Source organism: Bradyrhizobium sp. CCGUVB14 (assembly GCF_024199935.1).
Lineage (GTDB): Bacteria > Pseudomonadota > Alphaproteobacteria > Rhizobiales > Xanthobacteraceae > Bradyrhizobium.
On record NZ_JANADS010000001.1, the window covers coordinates 9,239,034 to 9,259,258 of the forward strand.

The following is a 20,225-nucleotide window of genomic DNA, read 5'->3' on the forward strand; positions in this document are numbered from 1 at the left end:
CCGCGGAATGCGCCCGCCACGACCACGATGCATCGATCGTGCCGGACCGGCAAACGCATCGTTGCGTCGCATCTAATAACTGTACCAATAGTACAGTTATTAGGCCAATGCAATGAAATTCTGGCTGTCAGGCGATCGCCGCGATGTATCGCTCCACCGATGCCGCGAAGGCGTCCTTCGCACCCGAGGCAATGTTGCGCCCCCACCAGGCGCCATAGATGCGGTCGAAGGCGAGCGGCTCGACGGCCGCAGCGATCCGCCGTACCGCGGCCGCGTTGAGCGGCACGTAGTTCGGATAGGAGTACATGAAGCTGAGGAAGCGGCGGTCCATCGTCACCTGCGCGATGTCGCCTGTAAGCAATGCGCCCCTGCCCTCGGCGCCGCGCGAATGGTGCAGCATGGTCGCACCCGCGAAATGACCGCCCGTGCGCAGCAACAGCAAGTCATCCGAGATGCGATGGTGATCGCCGGTCCAGTGCACGATCGACAGATGTGGACGCGTCACCCAGTCGCGATCATCGGCATGAAGATAGACCGGCACGCCACCAAATGCCTCGCTCCAGTCGGCGAGCGCGCCATAGAAATGCGGATGCGAGATCGCGATCGCTGTCAGGCCGCCGAGCGATTTAACATGCGCGATCGCCTCCGAAGTCGCGAGCGGGATGCAGTCCCACATCACGCACCCCTTGCCATCCGGGATCAGTAACGCACGCTGGCCGATCGCGAAGCTCGGATCTGAGCCGATGCCGATCAGGCCGAGATCATCGCGCCAGACGAGGCGATGGTATTCCGCCAACGTCTCGCGCGTCAGGAAGGTTTGCCCCTTCCAGTTCACGAACTGCCGTTCGTCCTCGCAGATCTGGCAGGAGGCAGGCGGCTTTTCGTTGTCCGGGAATTGTGCGCCGCAGGTTTCGCAGGTCCAGAGAGGCATGGTGGGAGCTCCATTGCGGGATGCAGCACCCTATTGCCTCAAGCCGATCATTGCGAGCGCAGCGACGCAATCCAGAGATGCACCCGCGGAAAGACTCGGGATTGCTCGCTACGCTCTCATCGACGATGTCGAGGCCCGATCGTTTCAAACCGACCCCGGACTCGCAGAGAGTCAGACCCTCACGTCCCAAAGCTCTTCTGAACCGCCTTGTCGAGGGTGTCAGCCCCGACGAAGCGCTGGCGCAGCTCGCGCTTGAGCAGCTTGCCGCTCGGGTTCTTCGGCAGGCTGTCCACGAAGATCACGCGCTTCGGCACCTTGAAATGCGCCATCTGGCCGGCGCAGTGCTGGATGACAGCGTCTTCATCCAGCTTCTCGCCGGTCTTGACCACGACGATGGCCGTGACCGCCTCGATCCAACGCGGATCGGGCAGGCCGACCACGGCGACTTCGGAGACCGCGGGGATGCGATAGACCATCTCCTCGACCTCACGGCTGGCGACGTTCTCGCCGCCGGTCTTGATCATGTCCTTGACGCGGTCGACCACGGTGATGTGGCCTTCGTCATCGACCGTGGCAAGATCGCCGGAGTGAAACCAGCCGCCGGTAAACGCCGCCGCGGTCTTCACGGGATCATTGTAATAGCCGGAGAGAAGATGCGGCGAGCGGTGCACGATCTCGCCGACCTCGCCGACCTCGACGTCCTTCATCGACGTATTCACCACACGCGTCTCGACATTGAGCACCGGCTTGCCGGCCGAGCCGGCCTTGCGCAGCTGATCCTCCGGACGCAACACTGTCGCGAGCGGTGCGATCTCCGTCTGGCCGTAGAAGTTCCAGAATTTTACCGCGGGTAGGCGGCGCTGGAGCTCGAGCAGCACCTCCACCGGCATGATGGAGGCACCGTAATAGCCCTTCTGGAGCGTCGAGAGATCGGTCTTGTCGAAATTCGGCGAACGCAGCATCGCGATCCAGATCGTCGGCGGCGCGAAAAACGAGGTGATCTTGTGCGCCTGGATCAGCGCCAGGATGTTGTCGGCGGTCGGCTTGCCCGTGATCACGCCGGAGGCGCCGAGATAGACCTGCGGCCCGAGGAAGACGTCGAGCTGGGCGCAATGATAGAGCGGCAGCGCGTGCAGGAACTTGTCGTCCACGCTCATGCCGCCGTCGATGATGCAGCTGACATACTGCCACATCACGGCTTCGTGGGTCAGCATCGCGCCCTTGGGCAGCGACTCCGTGCCGCTGGTGTAGACGATCTGCGCGAGATCGCGGCTGTCGACGGACGCCTCGAGGAACGAGCCGTCGGGATCAAGCAGATCGTCGAAAGTGGTGAGGCCCGCGGGCGCCGTGGCGGGATCCTCGCCCGGCAGCCAGATCATCTTTTCGACAGCGCAATCCTTCGCGCTCGCGGCGCGCGCCGGCTCAACGAAATCCGGACCGGTCGCGAGCAACTTTGCGCCGGAGCTCTTGAGGATGAAATTGATCTCGTCCGGATTGAGCATGAAGTTAATCGGCACCAGCACCGCGCCGATCCGCGCAACCGCGAAGCGTAGCGCGGCGAAAGCATGGGAATTGCGCGAGAGAACGGCAAGACGATCGCCCTTCTTCACGCCGAGACCGAGCAGGCCGCGGCCGAGCCGGTTGCAGATCGTATCCATCTCGGCAAAGGTCCAGCTCACGCTGCCGCAGCTCACGGCGAGCTTGGCCGGCTCGCGACCCGCGGAACGGCGCAGAAGATCGCCGATGGAATGCTCGCGCGCCTTCGAGATGGTGGCTGCGATGTCGCCGGTCATGTGTCCCTCCATGTGATGGCTTTGCTTGTTCGATTTCTTGCTTGAAATCTTGCGTCTTGTGCTTCTTGCGGATGATCTTGCCGGAAAACCGCTTCACACGTTTCCGGATCATGCGACGCTATCTGCGCCGGACCGCCTGCGCGTGCTCCATGTACATGTGCTCGACCGACCGATCGAGCGAGGCGATCTTCTCGAACCCGCGGCGCCAGTCCTGCAGGTGCCGGCGCGTCCAGAGTACGCCGGCCTCGCGGTCGCGTCGACGGATCGCGTCGATGAGATGGCGGTGCGCGGCAACGAGGCGCGGGCCGCCTTCGGCGACACCCGTCACGATCATCTCGGTGGTCGGATAGAACAATTGCGCCGCCGGCTCGCGCGCGAGTTGGAGCACGCGGTTCTGCGAGGCCTTTGCGACCAGCACATGGAATTCTGCGTCGCATTCCGCAAGCGCCGCGGGATCGCCGACCACCGCCTCGCTGCGCGCAAGGTTCTCGCCGAGTTCGGCCAGATTCCCCTCCGTCGCCCGCTCCACCGCACCTTCGATGCTGGCGACCTCCAACGTCATCGAGGCCTCGAAGAGCTCGCGAAACGTGACCTCATGCAGCACCAGCGCGCGGCTGAGGCGGCTCGCGAGCTTGCTGTAGCGCGGCAGGCAGGCATGCAGGCGGCGCGAGGAATCGCGGCGGATCAGGCCCCCCTCCTCCAGCACGCGGATGCCTTCGCGAATGGTCGAGCGGTTGACGCCGAACTGCCGCACGAGGTCGTGCTCGGTGCCGATGGGATCGCCTGGCTTGATACGGCCATTGACGATCTCGCGTTCGATCGCGTCGGCGACCTTCTGATAGGCCGGCGCGACATCGATCGGACGGAAGAGCGGCGAGACTGGCAAGATAGCCCCTAATGGCGATTGTCCGACAAAGTATAGGAGCGACCGAAAAGCGCGTCAAACCCGGTTATAAATGTTGCATCTGCAGCAAATTGACTCCTGCGAAACCCCGCTCTAGCTTTGTCGGACAAAGGGACGGAACAGTCCCGCAAGAGGAAACGTGTCCATGAGACCTATCGCAGCACTCATGTCTGCGGCCGGCCTGCTGTCGGCTGCCCTGATCGCTCCCGCCTCCGCCCAGCAGACCCCGCTCAAGATCGGCGTGCTCTCCGACTTCTCCTCGGTCTATTCCGACATCGGCGGCCAGGGGAATGTCGAGGCCACCAAGATGGCCATTGAGGACTTTGGCGGACAGATGTTCGGCAAGCCGATCGACATGGTCGCGGCCGACGTGCTCAACAAGCCGGACGTCACCTCCACCATCGCGCGCAAATGGTGGGAGACCGAAGGCGTCGACATGATCATCGACCTGCCGACCTCGGCCACTGCGCTTGCGGTGATGGAGCTGTCGAAGCAGTACGAGAAGATCATGATCGTCACCGATGCGGCGAGCTCCGACATCACCGGCAAGTCCTGCTCGCCCTACACCGCGCACTGGACCTACGACACCTATTCCAATGCCCATACCGTCGGCAGCGCCATCGTCAAGAATGGCGGCGACAGCTGGTTCTTCCTCACCGCCGATTACGTGTTCGGCCATTCCATCGAGCGCGACACCGGCGATGTCGTGCGGGCGGCGGGTGGCAAGGTGCTCGGCAGCGTCAAGCATCCGCTCAACACCGCTGATTTCTCGTCATTCCTGCTCCAGGCCCAGGCTTCGAAGGCAAAAATCATCGGGCTCGCGAACGGCGGCGGCGACACCATCAACGCGATCAAGCAGGCCGGCGAGTTCGGCATTGTCGCCGGCGGGCAGAACCTGGCGGCGATCGTGATGTTCATCTCCGACGTGCACAGCCTGGGGCTGAAGCTCGCGCAGGGGCTGATCATCACCGAGGCCTATTACTGGGATCTCAACGACAAGACCCGTGCCTTCGGCAAACGCTTCATGGAACGCGTCAAGCGCATGCCGACGATGAACCAGGCCGCGACCTACAGCGCGACGCTGCATTACCTCAAGGCCGTGCAGGCCGCCGGCACCAAGGACACCAAGACCGTGATGGCGAAGATGCGCGAGTTGCCGGTGAAGGACGCCTTCACCGACAACGGCATCCTTCGCGAAGACGGCCGCATGGTGCACAGCATGTTCCTGTTCCAGGTGAAGAAGCCCGAGGAATCCAAAGCTCCCTGGGACTATTACAAGCTGCTCGCCGAGGTGCCGGCCGACCAGGCCTTCCGTCCACTCAAGGACGGCGGCTGTCCGCTGGTGAAGTAACGCTCACGACGACGGACCTGCATCGCCTTGCGCGGCGCAGGTCCTCTAGCGGCGACGCAATTCCGACGGGCTGTGTCCGAACTTCCTGCGAAACACCGTGCTGAAATATGACGAGGAGCTGAATCCCAGCTGATAGGCAACCTCGGTAATCGACAGGGACCGCAACTCCGACCGTGTCAAGACGTCGTAGCAACGCTGCAACCGCCGATCCAGGATCCATTCGGACACCGAGACATCCGTGAGCCGGAAGAGATAGTGCAGATGCCTGAGCGAGACGCCATTGCTCTTCGCGATCCTCTCCAGCGACAGATCCGCGTCGGTGAGGTGCGCTTCGATCCAGGCCTTGACCGAGCGCAGCCGGGCCTGCTGCGCGGCCGCGTCCTCGGAGAATTCCTCCCGGTCGCCCATGTCGAGCGCAAGTGCCAGCACGTCCATCAGTTCGCCGCCAAGCCGCGCCCTTGCGATCTCGTCCAGCTGCCCGCCTTCCTGAGCAAGTGTCGTGCAGAACTCGGCAGCGATCCGACCCAGACCGCGACTCGTCGTCATCGTGGTGATGACAGGCAGGCGTCCATCGCTGAAGCGCTCCGCGAACTCCGTGCGGGGTATCTCGAGGTAGAGCGATCGTACCTTGCCGATGCATTCGAGGTCATAGGCCTCGGAAGCCGAGAAGACCGTGCTCATTCCAGCGTTCGAACGCATGGTCTGGCCGGCCTGAAGGACGTTGATCCTGCCTTGTTGAACGAATTCAAGGTAGTAGCAATCCTTGTCGAGCTTTGCGATGTGCCGCTCGCGCCGGGAGATGCGCTGCTCCGACAGCAACACGTCGGTCATCGTGATCGCGCCGAATTTCGCCTCACGTATGAAGCCCTGATAATCGGATCGCGCTTCCGCATTGACGTCGACATGAACGTAGACGTCGCAAATGGCACCTTGCCACGCGGCGAAACGTTTGGACGGCTCGAGGTCGTCCGTCGAGAATATCAGGTCCATCGTGCGCCCATCCGTTGCAAGGCCATGATGAACGTCGTTTGTGCGTCGCACAAGCCGGCCCGACTGCGAAATTCTAGATGGCCGCCGCCTACGCGCAAGACCGGTTTGCGCGGACAAGCAAAAGCTTTGCGCTCCGGAGCAAGCCGAGTCCGGGCATGTGGCCTATGAAGAACAAAAATCGCCCAACGGGATAGGCAGGAAACGTTCGCTTGCATCAGGACAGATCAGCTGCCGCACATTCCTCCGTGCCGCTTGATTGGCGGTGTCCGTGAGCGCGCCCTCGCTGATCACGACGCGGTTCACGCAGCCGATCCAAACCATCGCCGACATCGAGGCGCTGGAAGGTCGGCCTTACGATTCCCTCATCCCCTCCCGCAATCTGCATGATCTCTTCGAAGCCACGGCGCGCCTGCATCCCGACCGGCCCGCGCTGACGGTGCTGACCAAAGGCTCGCGCGAGCCCGGCGATGTCACGCTGACGCATCGGCAATTGCTCGCGGAGATCACGCGCGCGGCCAATCTCTTTCGAGTGCACGGAATCAATGAAAGCGGCGGCACCGTCGCATTCCTCTGCCCAATCCTGCCACAGCTCTTCCCGGCACTGCTCGGGGCCCAGATCGCGGGCGTCGCCAGTTCGATCAACTATCTCCTGACCGAAGATGCGATTGCCGATCTGCTCGAAGCACAGGACGCAACTGTCCTGGTGGTCGCGTCCGAGGCCGCCGATCGCACGATCTGGACCAAGGCGGTCAATGTCGCGAGCCGCGTCCCATCGCTCAAGACGATCTTCGTGGTCGGTGCGAACGGCCGCCTCTCCGGCGGCGCCACGAGCTTCGATGAGGCGGTCGCAACCATGCGCGACAGCCTGGACTTCGTGCCATCGCAGGATCGCGACACCATCTGCGCGCTATTTCACACCGGCGGCACCACTGGGCGACCGAAACTTGTCCGCCTGACGCATGGAAACCAGATTCATGCCGCCTGGAGCTTTGCGCAGGTCCACGGCCTGGATGAGCTCGATGCCGCCATCAACGGCTTCCCGCTGTTTCATGTCGGCGGCACCATGACGCTCGGCCTGTCCATCCTGGCGGCCGGTGGCCACGTGATCATTCCCTCGCCCTACAGCCTCAGAAGTCCGGATGCGATCCGCGACTATTGGCACACCGTCGAGCGGTTTCGTGCGACCATCGTGAGCGGCGTGCCGACCTCGATTGCCGCGCTGGCCGAGGTGCCGATCGGGTCTTCCGATGTCAGTTCGGTTCGCATGGCCCTCACCGGCGGGGCGGTGGCGCCGAAAGCCGTCAGCGAGAGGTTTCAGGCGCGGACCGGGATCACGCTGTTCGAGACCTACGGCATGACGGAGACCGCGGCGGCGATCGCGTTCAATCCCGGCCGCGGCGCGCCGGTGCAGGGCAGCGTCGGCTTCAGGGCGCCGTTTGCGCAGACGAAAATCGTCGCGCTCGATGATACCGACCTCGATACGGAATGCCCGCCGCTCACCAGCGGCCTCGTGCTTGCGAGGGGACCGCAAGTGTTTCCCGGATATCTCGATCCCCAGCACAACAGGGGCGTGCTCACCGCCGACCACTGGATCGTCACCGGCGATGTCGGCTACCTCACCCCGGACCAGCGACTGGTGCTGACCGGACGCGAGAAGGACCTGATCGTCCGCAGTGGTCACAACATCGACCCCGCCGCGATCGAGGACGTCGCCAATGCCTTCCCCGGCGTTCAGATGAGCTCAGCCGTCGGCATGCCCGACGCCTATGCCGGAGAGGTTCCCATTCTCTTCGTGGTGCCGTCGCCCGGACAAACCATCGACCTGCCGCGGCTGAGCGAGCATCTCGAACGCAACGTGAATGAGCCTCCCGCCCGGCCGAAGCGCGTCGTGCTGCTCGAGACTCTCCCCGTCACCGCGGTCGGCAAGATCTTCAAGCCCACGCTTCGTGACCTCGCTGTCCGGGAAAAAGTCCGAACCGAGATTGACCGAATCTTCGGGCCCGACACAGCGGCAGACATTCTCGTCGACAAAGACGCCAGACTGAATACGCTGGTCCACATCTCGATCAGCTCCAACGACCAGGACCTGGTGAAGGCCCTCACGGAAAGTCTGACACCGCTTCCGCAGACCTATCGCATACGGACCCGATCGTCATAACGGACCCACAGAGGCCGACGTCGAAGAAAGGCAATAAGGGGATGAAGCGTTTCCGGTTCAATCAGCAGGAGATCGTTTTCGCCGTCTTCGCGCTGCTGTTCCTCGTGTTCTCGATCTTCCTCAACGGTTTTCTGACGTCAGAGAACATGCTGACGCTGCTCCAGAACGTGGCAGTGCTCGGCATTCTCGGCCTCGCCATGGCGATCGTCGTGATCGGCCGCGGCATCGACATTTCGCTGATCGCGGCGCTCGCCGTGCCCCCGGGCCTCGTGCTCCAGATGGTGCAGAACGGCCATTCGCTACCCTTCTCGCTGCTGACCGCGGTGCTGCTCACGATCGCCTTCGGCCTCGTCAATGGCTGGCTGATCGCCTATGCCGAGGTGCCCTCGCTGTTTGCGACGCTGGCGACGGGGCTATTGCTCGCCGGACTCGGACAAGCCGCGCTGTTCCAGCTCGACGTCGTGCAATGGAGCCCGGGCATGAACGGCTTCGAGCGGCTCGGGCAGGGCACCGTTCTCGGCATTCCGACGTCGATCTGGATGTTCGCGATCGCCTGCATCGTGGTCGCGTTCCTGCTGCGTCAGACCCGCTGGGGCGCCTATATTTATGCGATCGGCGACAATCCCTACGCCGCGCGTGTCACCGGCATTCCCTCACGCCCGATCATCGTCCTGCAATATGTGATCACCGCACTGATCGGCTGCTTTGCCGGCCTCGTGCTGGCGGCCTCGGTCAATTCGATGCCGACCCGCATCTTCAACTCGACGCTGATCTACGACGTGATCCTGGTTGTCGTGCTGGGCGGCATCGGACTGTCAGGCGGCCGTGGCGGCGTGCTGAACGTCATCATCGGCACGCTGCTGATCGGCACCATGCTCAATGGCATGACCATCATGGACATCTCCTACGCCGGGCAGAATTTGATCAAGGGCGTGGTTCTGCTGCTCGCCGTCATCACGGACTCTTTCCTGAATCCGCGCAACGAAGAAACGGCACAGCAGGGCGATATCTGAACGACCGACAAGAACGACAATGACAAATACAACCAAGGAGGAAGCAATGAAGACCTTTGGCAACCCGACACGGGTGACCCTCGCCGCACTGGCTCTCGCGGCACTGACCGGACCGGCACTCGCTCAGCAAGGCCTGGACGAACCATTCCAGAAGCCGTTCAAGGAAGCGCTCGCCGGCAAGACCGTGGCCTATGTGCCGGTCGCCATGAACTTCGACCTCACCGAGGGCTGGTACGCCGGCCTGAAGAAGGAGCTCGAGCCATTCGGCGTCAAGTTCGTGATCCGCGATGCCAACTGGAACACCAATGCCGGCGCGCAGGCCGTCACCTCGTTGATCTCCGAGAAGCCGGCGGTGATGGTCGTGCATAATCCGGACGTGCAGACCTATGCCAAATTGCTCCAGCGCGCCGAGAGCGAAGGCATCTACGTCATCCAGATCAACATGGGCTCGGCCTACCGCAGCTCCGCCTTCGTCGGCGCCAACTGGGTCGAGATCGGCGAACGCCAGACCGAAGGCGTGGTCAAGGCTTGCGAGGGCAAGTCGAACAAGATCGCGATCATCCAGGGCGCGCTGTCGGCGGCCGCGAGCGCCTACACGCTGAAGGGCGTCGAGAACGTGCTCGCCAAGCATCCGGAGATCAAGGTGGTGTCGAGCCAGGCCGCTGACTGGGATGCCGCCAAGGCCAAGGCAATCACGCAGACGGTGCTGAAGCAGAATCCCGATCTCTGCGGCATCGTCGGCTTCTGGGACGGCATGGATATCGGCACCGCAGCGGCCGTGAAGGAAGCAGGTCTCACCGGCAAGGTGTTTCTCGCGACATCGGGCGGCGGCGAGCGGAAGGGCGCCTGCGAGCTGGTGAAGTCCGGCGCGTTCGACCTCAACATGAGCTACGACGTGCCGACCCAGGCTGCGCAGATGGCCGGCACCATCAAGTGGCTGCTGTCGTCGGGCGCCAAGCCTGGCTCGATCAAGGGCTCGGAATACACCACGCTGATTCCGATCACCAAGGAGAACGCCGACAGCCAGACGGCCTGCTGGAATCTCAGCGACCTCAAGAAATAGTTCGACGCTGACGCACGCGATCCCCGGGCGCATCAACGCCCGGGGACCCTCCGCCCGATAATTTCCATGCCCTGCTGGAATGCCGATGCGCGACACAATCACAAGCCTGCGTTACCGCTACTGGCCTGACCATCTCCTCGGTGAAATCCTGTCCAAGCGATGGACCGAGACTGCCATCCCGGTCATCCTGCTCCTGATCGTGGGCTTCGCGTTCAGCCGATCCATCGACAACTTCCTGTCACCGGCGAGCCTCGCCGACACCGCGCGCCAGGCCGGAGAGATCGGCTTCATCGCACTTGGGCTCGCGCTCGTCGTCATCGTCGGCGGCATCGATCTGTCCGTCGGTTCGATCTTCGCGCTGACGGATTTCTGCGCGCTCTATCTGCTCGACGTTGCCGGCTGGCCGGTTCCGGCCGTGGTGATCGCCACGCTGCTCTGCGGTGCGATGCTCGGCGCCGTCAACGGCATCCTGGTCGGATATCTGCGGCTACGCGCTTTCATCACCACGCTGATCACGCTGATCATCTATCGTTCGGCTTACGATCTCCTGATCCAGCGATACTCCAACGCCATTGCCTCAGCTTTCCCCGACATCCCGTCCTGGGATTTCATCGGCGCAGGCAGCATCTTCGGCATCCCGACCGTGGCGCTCGCCTATATCGCGATCGCCATCTTCGGCCACATCTTCATGACCCGGCTGCGGCCGGGCTGGCACATCACCGCGATCGGCGGCTCGCGTCGTTCGGCCTACAATTCAGGCATTCCCGTTCGCCGCACCATCGCGCTCTGCTACGTCGCAAGCGGCGCGCTGACCAGCGTCGGTGCGCTGTTCTTCGCCTCGCGGCTCGGCACCGTCGGCGGCGACATCGGCGTCGGCCTGGAAGTGATCGTGCTGACCGCGACCGTGCTCGGCGGCATCACGCTTGGCGGCGGCAAGGGCTCGGTCGCGAAATCCGCAGTTGGTGTCCTGATCGTGCTCCTGATCACCAACGGCCTCACAACCATGAACGCGCGCGGCGGCGTCAACCGCATGGCGCTCGCCGGCATCCTGCTCGTCGCAGCCATGGTCGACATCCGCTGGCAGAAGAACCGAACCCGCATCATCAGCAAGGTCTATGTCGCGCCGACCTACCACGAACTGCCCCCGCCGCCACCAACCGAAATCGGACAAGGCGGCCCGTTCGAGCAGAACGACAAGCTGCGTATCGTCGAGGCGATCGGCCTTGGCCGCATCGAGGCGCCGGAAGACGTCATCCTCGATCGCCACGACAACCTCTATGCCGGCTCACGCCATGGCGACATCATGCGCTTCCTCGCGCCCGACTACGAGAAGATGGAAGTATTCGCCCATATCGGCGGCCAGCCGCTCGGCATGGCCTTCGACCGCGAAGACAATCTCTATGTCTGCATCGGCGGCATGGGGCTCTATCGTATCAAGCCTGACGGCACGGTGGAAAAGGCGACCGACGAGACCAACCGCAGCATGCGCTCGGTCAACGATGACAGCCGGCTGCGGCTCGCCGACGACCTCGACATCACCGACGACGGCCTGATCTTCTTCTCGGAAGCGACGGTGCGCTACGAGATGGACGAGTGGCCGATCGACGGACTGGAGGCCCGCGGCAACGGCCGCATCATCTCCTACGACACCAAGACCGGTACCACGCGTACCGAGCTGCGCGGCCTCAAATTCCCGAACGGCATCTGCGTCGCCAGCGACGGCCAGTCGATCCTGTTCGCCGAGACCTTTGGCTGCTCGATCAAGCGCTACTGGTTTGCTGGACCGAAGAAGGGCCAAGTCGAAGTGGTCATGGACAACCTGCCCGGCTACCCCGACAACATCAACCTCGCCTCCGACGGCAATTACTGGCTGGCACTGGTCGGGATGCGCAGCCCTTCGCTCGATCTCGCCTGGAAGATGCCGGGCTTCCGCCGCCGCATGGCCAAGCGCGTGCCGGTCGACGAATGGCTGTTCCCCAACATCAACACCGGCTGCGTGGTCAAGTTCAACGAGCAGGGCAAGATCGTCGAATCGTTCTGGGATCTGCATGGCGAGAACCATCCGATGATCACATCGATGCGCGAGCATCGGGGCTATCTCTATCTGGGCGGCATCCTCAACAACAGGATCGGCCGCTACAAGCTCGACAACGCCGATCCGAACTTCGTCCAGTATGACAAGCGATGGGGGAAGCTCTCGTGATCGCTGCCGTCAAAGACTTCGCCAACCGCTTTCTCGGGCGCGGCGACGCCACCATCACCGTGCCGTCCTTCGACGGCGCATTGAAGCCCAACCAGAAGCTGGAATCGGCCGAGACCTTGCTGACGTGCGAGGCGCCGGAGGATATCGCCACCGAGGGAAGCAACCTCTTCATCGCTGACGGCCGGCGGCTGATGTGCCTGAGCGGCGGCACGGCATCGGAGGTACGCAGCTTCGAGCGGCCGATCTCGGCGCTATGCGCTCTTCCCGGTGGCGGCCTGACCGTCGCACTCGGCGGGCGCGAAGTGCGCGTTTACGCAAGTCCCTCGGCGGAGCAGCCGCGCGTCGCGTTCACCGATGCCGCGTTCAACGCCGTCAATGCGCTGGCACTCGCGGAAGACGGCACGCTGATTGCAACCGACGGCTCGACGACATGCGGCGTCGACGATTGGGCGCGCGACCTGCTGGAGCTCAATCGGACCGGCCGCGTGTTCAAGCTCGATCCCGGCAGCAAAGCCGTGACCCGATTGGCACAGGGGTTCGGCTATGCCTTCGGCACCTGCGCCCACGGCAACGCCATGCTGGTCAGCGAGAGCTGGCGTCATCGTCTCGTTCTCGTCTCGCCCGGCGCATCGCCAAAGGTCGTGCTCGCTCACCTCCCCGTCTATCCGTCGCGACTGACAAAGGCCTCCGGCGGCGGCTACTGGCTCACCGCCTTCACTGCGCGGACCCAGCTCGTCGAGTTCGTGTTGCGTGAACCGGGCTATCGGCGCCGCATGATGGCCGAGATCGATCCGGCCTATTGGGTCGCGCCGCGGTTGCGCTCCGGGCGCTCGTTCAAGGAGCCGATGCAGGGCGCGCACATCAAGACCATGGGCGTGATCAAGCCGTGGGCGCCGCCGCGCTCCTACGGCCTCGTCATCCGTCTCGATGCGGATGGCCAGCCGCTCTATTCGCTGCATAGCCGGGTCGACGGCATCAATCACGGCGTCGTTGCAGCCATCGAGATGGGCGGTGACCTCGTCCTGATTGCCAAGGGACCGGGCCGCGTCCTGCGATTGCCACTTGTTGGCCTTGCCGAGGAGTTTCGCCCATGAGCGACATCGCACTCTCGCTGCGCAAGGCCACAAAACTCTACGCCGGCGTGCCCGCCATCGATGGGGTCGACTTCGACCTCCGCCGCGGCGAGATCCACGCGCTGGTCGGCGAGAACGGCGCCGGCAAGTCGACCCTCACCAAGGTCATGGCAGGCGTGGTGACGCTGACCTCGGGGACCATGACGGTCGACGGCGCCGATGTCGCGCCGAAGACGCCATTGGAGGCACGCAATCTCGGCATCGCCATGGTGTTCCAGGAGAACAGCCTGGTGCCGACGATGACGGTCGCGCAGAATTTGTTTCTCGGACAGGAGAAGTTCTACAACCGCCTGCGCGGCATCTACATCGCCGCGCAGCAATTCCTGCAATCGCTCAATTTCGACGTCACGCCGACCGCCACCGTCAGCGGCCTCGGCGCAGCCAAGAAGCAGATGGTCGAGATCGCGCGCGCGGTCCTGCACCGCGCCAAGGTCATCATCTTCGACGAGCCGACGGCATCACTGACGCCGGAGGAGAAGAAATATTTCTTCGACCTCGTCCGCGACCTCAAGAAGCGCGGTGTCTCGATCGTCTTCATCTCGCATGCTCTTGAAGAGGCGCTGCTGCTGGCCGACCGCATCACGGTGCTGCGCGACGGCAGGCATGTCGTGACCGACGATGTCGCCAAGTTCGACCGCGCCGCGATCGTGCAGGCCATGGTCGGGCGCGATCTCTCCAACACGCTCTATGGCGCGCGGAAGAGCACCGTGAGGCCAGCGGGCGCGCGCGTGCTCACGGTGCAGAATCTGAAGATGGCACCGATGGTGAAGAACAATTCGCTGTCGGTGTTCGCGGGCCAGATCACCGGCGTGTTCGGTCTCGTCGGCGCGGGCCGCACCGAGACGTTCAAGATCGTTGCCGGCGTGCTCAAGCGCGATTTCTTCCATGGCGGCGAGATCCTGCTGCACGACCAGCCGGTGCGCTACCGCGTGCCTGCGCCGGCGGTCAAGGCCGGCATCGCCTATGTCACCGAGGATCGCAAGGTCGAGGGCTTCTTCGAGACGTCCTCCATCGCGCGCAACATCTATCTCGGCCTGCTGTCGAAGTTTCCGAAGGGCCGCATGATGCTGTCGCGGCGGGAGACCGACACGGTCGGCAAGACCTGGATCGAGAGGCTCAAGGTTCGCGCCATCGGCGACGACGGCAAGGTGGTCGAGCTGTCCGGCGGCAATCAGCAGAAGGTCGTGATCGCGAAATCGCTGGTGCAGGAGCCCGATTTGATCATCTTCGACGAACCGACCCGCGGCGTCGACGTCGGCGCCATCGTCGAGATCCACGAGCTGATCAACCGGCTCGCCGACGAGGGCAAGGCGGTTGTCGTGATCTCATCCTATCTGCCCGAGATCATGGCGCTGTCCGACCGCATCCTGGTCTCACGCCAGGGCAAGGTCGTGGAGGAGTTCTCCGCGCTGGAGGCGACGGAGGAGAAGATCATGTACGCGGCGATCCACTGAGGAGAGCCGCTACAGCTTGTGCCCCTTCTGGCGCAGCGCCTCGATCAGGCGTTGCTTCAATTGGTCGGCGGCCTTCTGGCTGACATCCTGGGCGATCTGCGTGGTCGCCTGCGCCAGCGCATCGGATTGCGCGAGCAGCTTTTGTCCGACCGGCTGGGCGTAGAACGCCTCGATCTGGCGCAGCTCATCCAGGGTGAAAGTCGCGGCATAGACGGCGGCGATCTGGTCGACCATCGCGGCGAAGAACGGCGCATAGATCTCGGCGCCGGGTGCGGTCATCGCGTCATAGTCGCGCTCGATCTCGGGCCTGTCCTGCGCCACCACCGGCCGCAGCTTGAGCAGCAGTTGCGGCAGCAGCGCGCGATACTGATCGGCGATCTTGAGCGTGACGACGAGCTTGCGCGCCGCAGCCATCGCCTCCGGCGACGGCGTCTCGGCGGACGCACCGCAGGCGAGGAGCAGGAGAATGCCGGTGATCGCTAGCAAACGTCTGGACATGGACCTCTCCACTCAGCGGCTCGCATTGGCGGCTGGCGCGCTCTCGACGGCGGTCTCGGGTTCGTCGACGTCGGTCACCTTCACAAACAGGTTCGGCACCCGCTCGGCGCGATCGAGCACCCAGGCGGCGGCGATCATGATGACGATACCGGTGAGCGAGACGGCGAGCTGCTCCCACGTGCCCTTGGTGTATTGGGTGAGGATCCAGTGGGCGGAGAACGACAGGAAGACGCCGAGGCAGAAGATCGGCAGCGAATGCTGGCCGCAGAGGATGACCGGCCGCAGCCACACCGTGTGCAGCGCCTTCCATTTGCGCGAGACGAAATGCGTCACCCAGATCGCCAGCGCCAGGAAATGCGTGAAGCGCAGCATGTCGAGGTCGGTCTTGTCGATCGGGTAGATCGCCTTGATCATCCATTTCGGGATCATGGCCTCGAGCGCGGGGACGTGCCATGTCATCACGATCAGCAGGGCGAAGACGAGCCAGGCGGCGGCCAGCGCCATCGCCGTCTTCGACCAGACCAGGGTTGAGAACTTCTCGATCTGGCCGATGCCGCACCAGGCGGCGAACACGAACATCAGCTGCCAGCAGAACGGATTGAAATACCAGGTCGTGCCGGGCGGATAGGAGGCGATGTTCCAGTCGAACCAGCGCGACAGCACGTAGAGCACGACGGACGCCGCGAGCGTCAGGTTCGGCCGGCGCACCAGGCACCACATGATGAAGGGCGAGGCGAACACCAGCGTGATGTAGAGCGGCAGCACGTCGAGATTGACCGGCTTGTATTTCAGCAGGATCGCCTGCCCGATCAACTCGTCCGGATGTGCCAGGAAATTGAACACGTTGAACTCGTGCTCGTACATCGGGTTGTCGAAGCGGCGGGCGGTGCGGGCGATCTGCGCCGTGAACAGCAGGAACAGCATGATGTGGGCGACATACATTTCCGTCGCCCGCCGCCACAGCCGCTTCAGCGCGGCGAGGAACCAGCCGCCGGCGACGATCGGCCCGTAGATCCAGCCGACCAGATAGCCGGAGATGAAGACGAAGAACTCGGCGGCATCGCTGAAGCCGTAATTGCGCAGCGTCAGCCAGGCCACGACGTCGTGCGGGATGTGATCGAGGAAGATCATCCACAGCCCGATGCCGCGGAAGAGGTCGAGCCGCAAGTCGCGCTCGATCGGCGCCAACAGTGCTGACTGGTCCCGTATGATCATGGCCCCCGCCTCGTCCGGTGGGCGTCGCGCCGTCGCGGCGCCGATGACGTCGGATGCTAAAATAGATCAATCAAATCGTCACCTAACCCGGCGACTAGAAACCGGACGGTAGCCCACCTTGAGGCCCGCGCAAGGGACTTTGTCATGACAACGCGCGGGCCTCCCACAAAAGGCGACCAAAACAACCCCATGCACAGTAGCTAAGTGCTTGCACTGCTTGCGAAACCTGGTCGACCCGTCGGGCGGGACCGCAGCCGGTCGCGCGCGGCGGCTCAACTCGGCTGATCGCCCGCGGCGCGCATGCCGTTCAGCATCGCCTCGGCCTTATGCAGCAGCGGCTTCGCCCCGCTCTCGGAGGCGATCGCGATTGCGGCGCGCAGCGCGGAAAAGATGATGGTCCGGTTCTCCTCGTTCGACGGCGGCGTCACCACGGCCTCGCCGAACAGGGCCTCGGCCTCGAGGCCGGAAAAACCCTGCTGGCGCGCGGTATTGCGCGCCTCGCGCAGCATGTTCTGCGCCGCCTGGGCATCGCCGAGCCGGTTGGTCGCCAACGCCAGGTAGATCGACGAGCGCAGCACCGCCGAGGTGTAGCCGACATTGCGCGCCTCTTCGCGCGCCTCGGCCAGCATGCCGCGCGCCCGGTCGAACAGGCCTTGCTCGAGATAGGCGATGCCGAGATGGCAGCCGAGCACCGGCACGAACAGCCGGATGCCGTGTTTTTGCGCCAGCACGAAAGCCTGTTCGAGGATAGCCGCGCCTGCCGCGGGATCGTTGCGGCCGAGCTTCAGCCAGCCGCCGCTATAGGCTGCCGCAACGCGGTCATAAGGGCGATTGGTTTCTTCCGCGATCGCATCGGCATGCCGCTGCATCTGTTCGGCGACGTCAAGGTCACCCATGACGGTGTGGTTGATGCTGCCCATCATGCAGCAAAGCAGCAACGCGTATTTCGCTGTCGTCCCGAAAGGTGCACTCGCCTCCGGCCCCATCAATTGGGCGCGGGCCCGTGCGAACAAACCGCCCGCCTCGCGATAGCGGCCGGCGAGGAAGTACACCTGACCGAGGCCGTATTGCGCAGCGTTGAGCCAGCCCGAGCTGTCCGACTGCTCTGCGAGGCCCACGACTTCCTCGTTGAGCTTGATCGCTTCGGCCGGCGAACCATAGAAATTCTGCGCCGCTGCCATGACCGTCATGGCCGCCACCTTCCGCCCGATGTCGTTGATCGCATCGGCGCGACGCTCGGCTTCCTTGCCTAGGTTCAGCCACTCGGACAGGTGGCCGGATCCAATGAACGCCGCGCGGGCCTCGATGCGAATATCCACGGCGCTCGCTTCCCGGGCGGGGGTAGCCAGCGTCATATCCAGCGATCGCATCGCTGTCTCGAAATAGTCTGCAGCATCAGTGAACGCGGATCGCGCCAGGCATTTTCGCGCCGAGGCCCGGCCATAAGCGAAAGCCTTGTCCCAATCCTTGGCCCGCGTGGCGTGATAGCAGAGCTTGTCGGAATCCTCGGCCTCGCTGCCTTCGAGTGCGGCGAGAATGCGCGCATGGATGTCCTCGCGCACCTTTTCGACCATCGAGTCGTAGGTGACCTGGCGAACCATCTCGTGACGGAACTCCAGCGAATCCTCCAGTTCGCTGTCGATCCGGACCAGCAGCTCGGCGCGATCGAGCGAGACGAGGCAGCCGTGGAGGGCATCTTCGGGCAGGATCGCAATCTTGCGCAGTATGGCCTCGCTCGACCGCGCCCCCAGCGCGGCCGCGATCTGCAAGATGGACCGTTCCTGCTTCGACACACGGTCGAGCCGCGCCGCGATCACGCCCTGAATGCTGGTGGGAATACCGAGCTCGTCGATCGGACGCACCAAAGCGAGGTCGCCCCACTCGCCGCGCAGGGTGCCGCTGTCCTTCAGCCCGCGGCAGACCTCCTCGATGAACAGCGGCACGCTGGCGGTGTGGGAGACGATCCGGTTCTTCAGATCGGCGTTGGTCGCGGACGATCCGAGCATGTCGGACAGCATTTCCAGCCCCGAATCGTCGTCGAGCGGCCGCATCGCGACGATTTCGGCGTGGCAGCGTGCGATCCACACCGGCATGCCGTTCGGGCGGGAGGTGAGCAGCACGAGGAGATCGGGCACTGCCAGCGAAGCGATGGCGGCCACGACGACATCACTGGCCCGGTCGATCCAGTGCAGATCCTCCAAAAGCAGGATGGTCGGCTGGCGGCTGGCGAGGGCCTGGATCACGGCGCAGCTCGCATCGGAGATCACGCGCCCGCGGGCATGAGGCTCGAGCTCGTCCCATTGCGGATTCGCAATCGGCACGTCGAGCACCGCGTCGAGGGCACTTTGCTGGATCGCGGTCAGGTCCTTCACGGGATCACCGGGATTGCCGGGCTCCCTTGCGGCTGCGTCCATGGCCGACAGCAGGATTCGCTTGAGCGTGCTGAAGGGCGCTCCTTGCAGATTCGGGCTGCACTCGGCGTCGATCAGCCGCCAGCCCTCGGCCCTGAGCTTCTGGGCGAATTCGTGCGCCAGCCGCGATTTGCCGATGCCGGCATCGCCCAGCAGCAGGACGGTCTGCCGGCTGGCCCTGGCCTGCCCGGCCGCGCGGTCCAGCAGGGCTCGCTCGGTGGTCCGATCGACGAACCGGGAGACACTGCGGGCGCGCCGGACCCGCCAGCTCGACAGATCGCTGGCGCCGACGATCCGGTAGACCGTCACGGGCTGGCTGAAGCCGCGCAGGGATTTGCCGCCCAGAGATTCGAACCGGACATGCCCGTCGGCAAGACTTTGACAGGCTTCCGAGACGTAGATCTGGTTCGCCTCGGCCTCCTGCTCCAGCCGCGCGGCCAGATGCTGCGCGGCGCCGCCGATCTCGTAGACCTTGGAGAATTCGCTGGCGACCATGTAGGCGACAACGTGGCCTGAGTGGAGGCCGACCCGGACCTGAAGGGCGGGATCGCCGAGGCTGGCGACGCGCCGGACCAGCTCGATCGCGGCATGACACGCCAGCGGCGCGTGGTTGTCGTCCGCGATCGGGGCGCCGAACACCGCGGCAAGCCCGTCGCCCAGCTCCTTGCTGACGATGCCGCCGAATTGTCGGACCGCGCCGCGCATGGCGGCCAGGGCCGGCTCCAGGCGCGAGACCGCCGCCTCCGGATCCAGCTCGGCGACGAGGCCAGTGGAATCGATCACGTCGGCGCGGAGGATCGTGACGAATCGACGTTCGCTGTCGGGATCAGGGCGCCGGACGGCCGTGCCGCATTTGGGGCACCGGCTATCGCCCGGGGCGAGCGTCGACTGACATGCAGCGCAATGCATTCCCGTGCTCTCAAGTGATTCCAAAGGCACTGTCGATCGGGCTCCCACGCGCGGATCGCAACAAGATCGCTTATCGAACCTTGCTTAGCAACGCCTAGTAATAGGGCAGCCGATCCATCCCCGGCGGAGTGCTGGCCAAGCGGTTGCTAATCTGGACGATTCACAGTCTGTGGTGGTAACCTCATGAATGTCGCGCGGA

14 protein-coding genes are annotated in these 20,225 nt (G+C 64.0%); 7 read left to right on the forward strand and 7 right to left on the reverse strand.

Translation table 11 applies throughout. The features are described 5' to 3' along the window. Positions 1-127 precede the first annotated feature (127 nt). The 3 genes from NLM32_RS43280 to NLM32_RS43290 all read right to left on the reverse strand — a co-directional run bounded on the left by NLM32_RS43280 (position 128) and on the right by NLM32_RS43290 (position 3,610). Entirely contained in the window at positions 128-931 is an 804-nt protein-coding gene (locus NLM32_RS43280; protein ID WP_254134732.1) for an MBL fold metallo-hydrolase, read from the reverse strand. Between the two features lie 179 nt (positions 932-1,110). Then, a complete protein-coding gene (locus NLM32_RS43285; RefSeq protein ID WP_254134733.1) occupies positions 1,111-2,724 on the reverse strand; it encodes an acyl-CoA synthetase in 1,614 nt (537 codons plus the stop codon). Positions 2,725-2,842: 118 nt separating this feature from the next. Further along, on the reverse strand, positions 2,843-3,610 hold the full coding sequence (locus NLM32_RS43290) for a FadR/GntR family transcriptional regulator (RefSeq protein ID WP_254134734.1): 768 nt from the start codon (positions 3,608-3,610) through the stop codon (positions 2,843-2,845). A 163-nt stretch (positions 3,611-3,773) separates the two neighbouring features. Here NLM32_RS43290 and NLM32_RS43295 point away from each other — a divergent pair, with 163 nt between their 5' ends. After that, positions 3,774-4,979: an ABC transporter substrate-binding protein gene (locus NLM32_RS43295; protein WP_254134735.1), complete on the forward strand. Its 1,206-nt coding sequence runs from the start codon at positions 3,774-3,776 to the stop codon at positions 4,977-4,979. A gap of 45 nt (positions 4,980-5,024) precedes the next feature. Here the strand turns inward: NLM32_RS43295 and NLM32_RS43300 are convergent, their stop codons facing one another. Next, a complete protein-coding gene (locus NLM32_RS43300) occupies positions 5,025-5,969 on the reverse strand; it encodes a helix-turn-helix domain-containing protein (RefSeq protein WP_254134736.1) in 945 nt (314 codons plus the stop codon). 268 nt (positions 5,970-6,237) lie between these two features. Between NLM32_RS43300 and NLM32_RS43305 the strand changes: the two genes are divergently transcribed. The 6 genes from NLM32_RS43305 (at position 6,238) to NLM32_RS43330 (ending at position 14,993) form a co-directional block, all read left to right on the forward strand. Beyond that, positions 6,238-8,127 (forward strand): AMP-binding protein, encoded by a 1,890-nt coding sequence (locus NLM32_RS43305; protein ID WP_254134737.1) that lies wholly within the window; start codon positions 6,238-6,240, stop codon positions 8,125-8,127. Positions 8,128-8,168: 41 nt separating this feature from the next. Further along, the gene (locus tag NLM32_RS43310) at positions 8,169-9,140 is read left to right on the forward strand and encodes an ABC transporter permease (RefSeq protein WP_254134738.1); all 972 of its coding nucleotides are present in this window, start codon (positions 8,169-8,171) and stop codon (positions 9,138-9,140) included. A 46-nt stretch (positions 9,141-9,186) separates the two neighbouring features. Continuing rightward, entirely contained in the window at positions 9,187-10,203 is a 1,017-nt protein-coding gene (locus tag NLM32_RS43315) for a sugar ABC transporter substrate-binding protein (RefSeq protein WP_254134739.1), read from the forward strand. Between the two features lie 79 nt (positions 10,204-10,282). Continuing rightward, positions 10,283-12,406 (forward strand): SMP-30/gluconolactonase/LRE family protein, encoded by a 2,124-nt coding sequence (locus NLM32_RS43320; protein ID WP_254134740.1) that lies wholly within the window; start codon positions 10,283-10,285, stop codon positions 12,404-12,406. Further along, complete coding sequence (locus NLM32_RS43325) at positions 12,403-13,500, forward strand: hypothetical protein (RefSeq protein WP_254134741.1); 1,098 nt, start codon at positions 12,403-12,405, stop codon at positions 13,498-13,500. The genes NLM32_RS43320 and NLM32_RS43325 overlap by 4 nt, the downstream gene beginning before the upstream one ends. Beyond that, positions 13,497-14,993, forward strand: a complete 1,497-nt coding sequence (locus tag NLM32_RS43330) for a sugar ABC transporter ATP-binding protein (RefSeq protein WP_254134742.1) — start codon at positions 13,497-13,499, stop codon at positions 14,991-14,993. The genes NLM32_RS43325 and NLM32_RS43330 overlap by 4 nt, the downstream gene beginning before the upstream one ends. Positions 14,994-15,002: 9 nt before the next feature. Here the strand turns inward: NLM32_RS43330 and NLM32_RS43335 are convergent, their stop codons facing one another. The 3 genes from NLM32_RS43335 to NLM32_RS43345 form a co-directional block, all read right to left on the reverse strand. Then, complete coding sequence (locus NLM32_RS43335; protein ID WP_254134743.1) at positions 15,003-15,491, reverse strand: DUF2059 domain-containing protein; 489 nt, start codon at positions 15,489-15,491, stop codon at positions 15,003-15,005. A 12-nt stretch (positions 15,492-15,503) separates the two neighbouring features. Further along, entirely contained in the window at positions 15,504-16,706 is a 1,203-nt protein-coding gene (locus NLM32_RS43340; RefSeq protein ID WP_254134744.1) for an OpgC domain-containing protein, read from the reverse strand. A 272-nt stretch (positions 16,707-16,978) separates the two neighbouring features. Then, the gene (locus NLM32_RS43345) at positions 16,979-20,026 is read right to left on the reverse strand and encodes an AAA family ATPase (protein WP_254134745.1); all 3,048 of its coding nucleotides are present in this window, start codon (positions 20,024-20,026) and stop codon (positions 16,979-16,981) included. Positions 20,027-20,225 lie beyond the last annotated feature (199 nt).

What these genes read in the sequence shown, in the direction of transcription:
- NLM32_RS43280 (WP_254134732.1), bottom strand. Translation starts at nt 931, where the DNA reads ATGCCTCTCTGGACCTGCGAAACCTGCGGCGCACAATTCCCGGACAAC.
- NLM32_RS43285 (WP_254134733.1), bottom strand. Translation starts at nt 2,724, where the DNA reads ATGACCGGCGACATCGCAGCCACCATCTCGAAGGCGCGCGAGCATTCC.
- NLM32_RS43295 (WP_254134735.1), top strand. Translation starts at nt 3,774, where the DNA reads ATGAGACCTATCGCAGCACTCATGTCTGCGGCCGGCCTGCTGTCGGCT.
- NLM32_RS43300 (WP_254134736.1), bottom strand. Translation starts at nt 5,969, where the DNA reads ATGGACCTGATATTCTCGACGGACGACCTCGAGCCGTCCAAACGTTTC.
- NLM32_RS43310 (WP_254134738.1), top strand. Translation starts at nt 8,169, where the DNA reads ATGAAGCGTTTCCGGTTCAATCAGCAGGAGATCGTTTTCGCCGTCTTC.
- NLM32_RS43315 (WP_254134739.1), top strand. Translation starts at nt 9,187, where the DNA reads ATGAAGACCTTTGGCAACCCGACACGGGTGACCCTCGCCGCACTGGCT.
- NLM32_RS43320 (WP_254134740.1), top strand. Translation starts at nt 10,283, where the DNA reads ATGCCGATGCGCGACACAATCACAAGCCTGCGTTACCGCTACTGGCCT.
- NLM32_RS43330 (WP_254134742.1), top strand. Translation starts at nt 13,497, where the DNA reads ATGAGCGACATCGCACTCTCGCTGCGCAAGGCCACAAAACTCTACGCC.
- NLM32_RS43335 (WP_254134743.1), bottom strand. Translation starts at nt 15,491, where the DNA reads ATGTCCAGACGTTTGCTAGCGATCACCGGCATTCTCCTGCTCCTCGCC.
- NLM32_RS43340 (WP_254134744.1), bottom strand. Translation starts at nt 16,706, where the DNA reads ATGATCATACGGGACCAGTCAGCACTGTTGGCGCCGATCGAGCGCGAC.
- NLM32_RS43345 (WP_254134745.1), bottom strand. Translation starts at nt 20,026, where the DNA reads ATGCATTGCGCTGCATGTCAGTCGACGCTCGCCCCGGGCGATAGCCGG.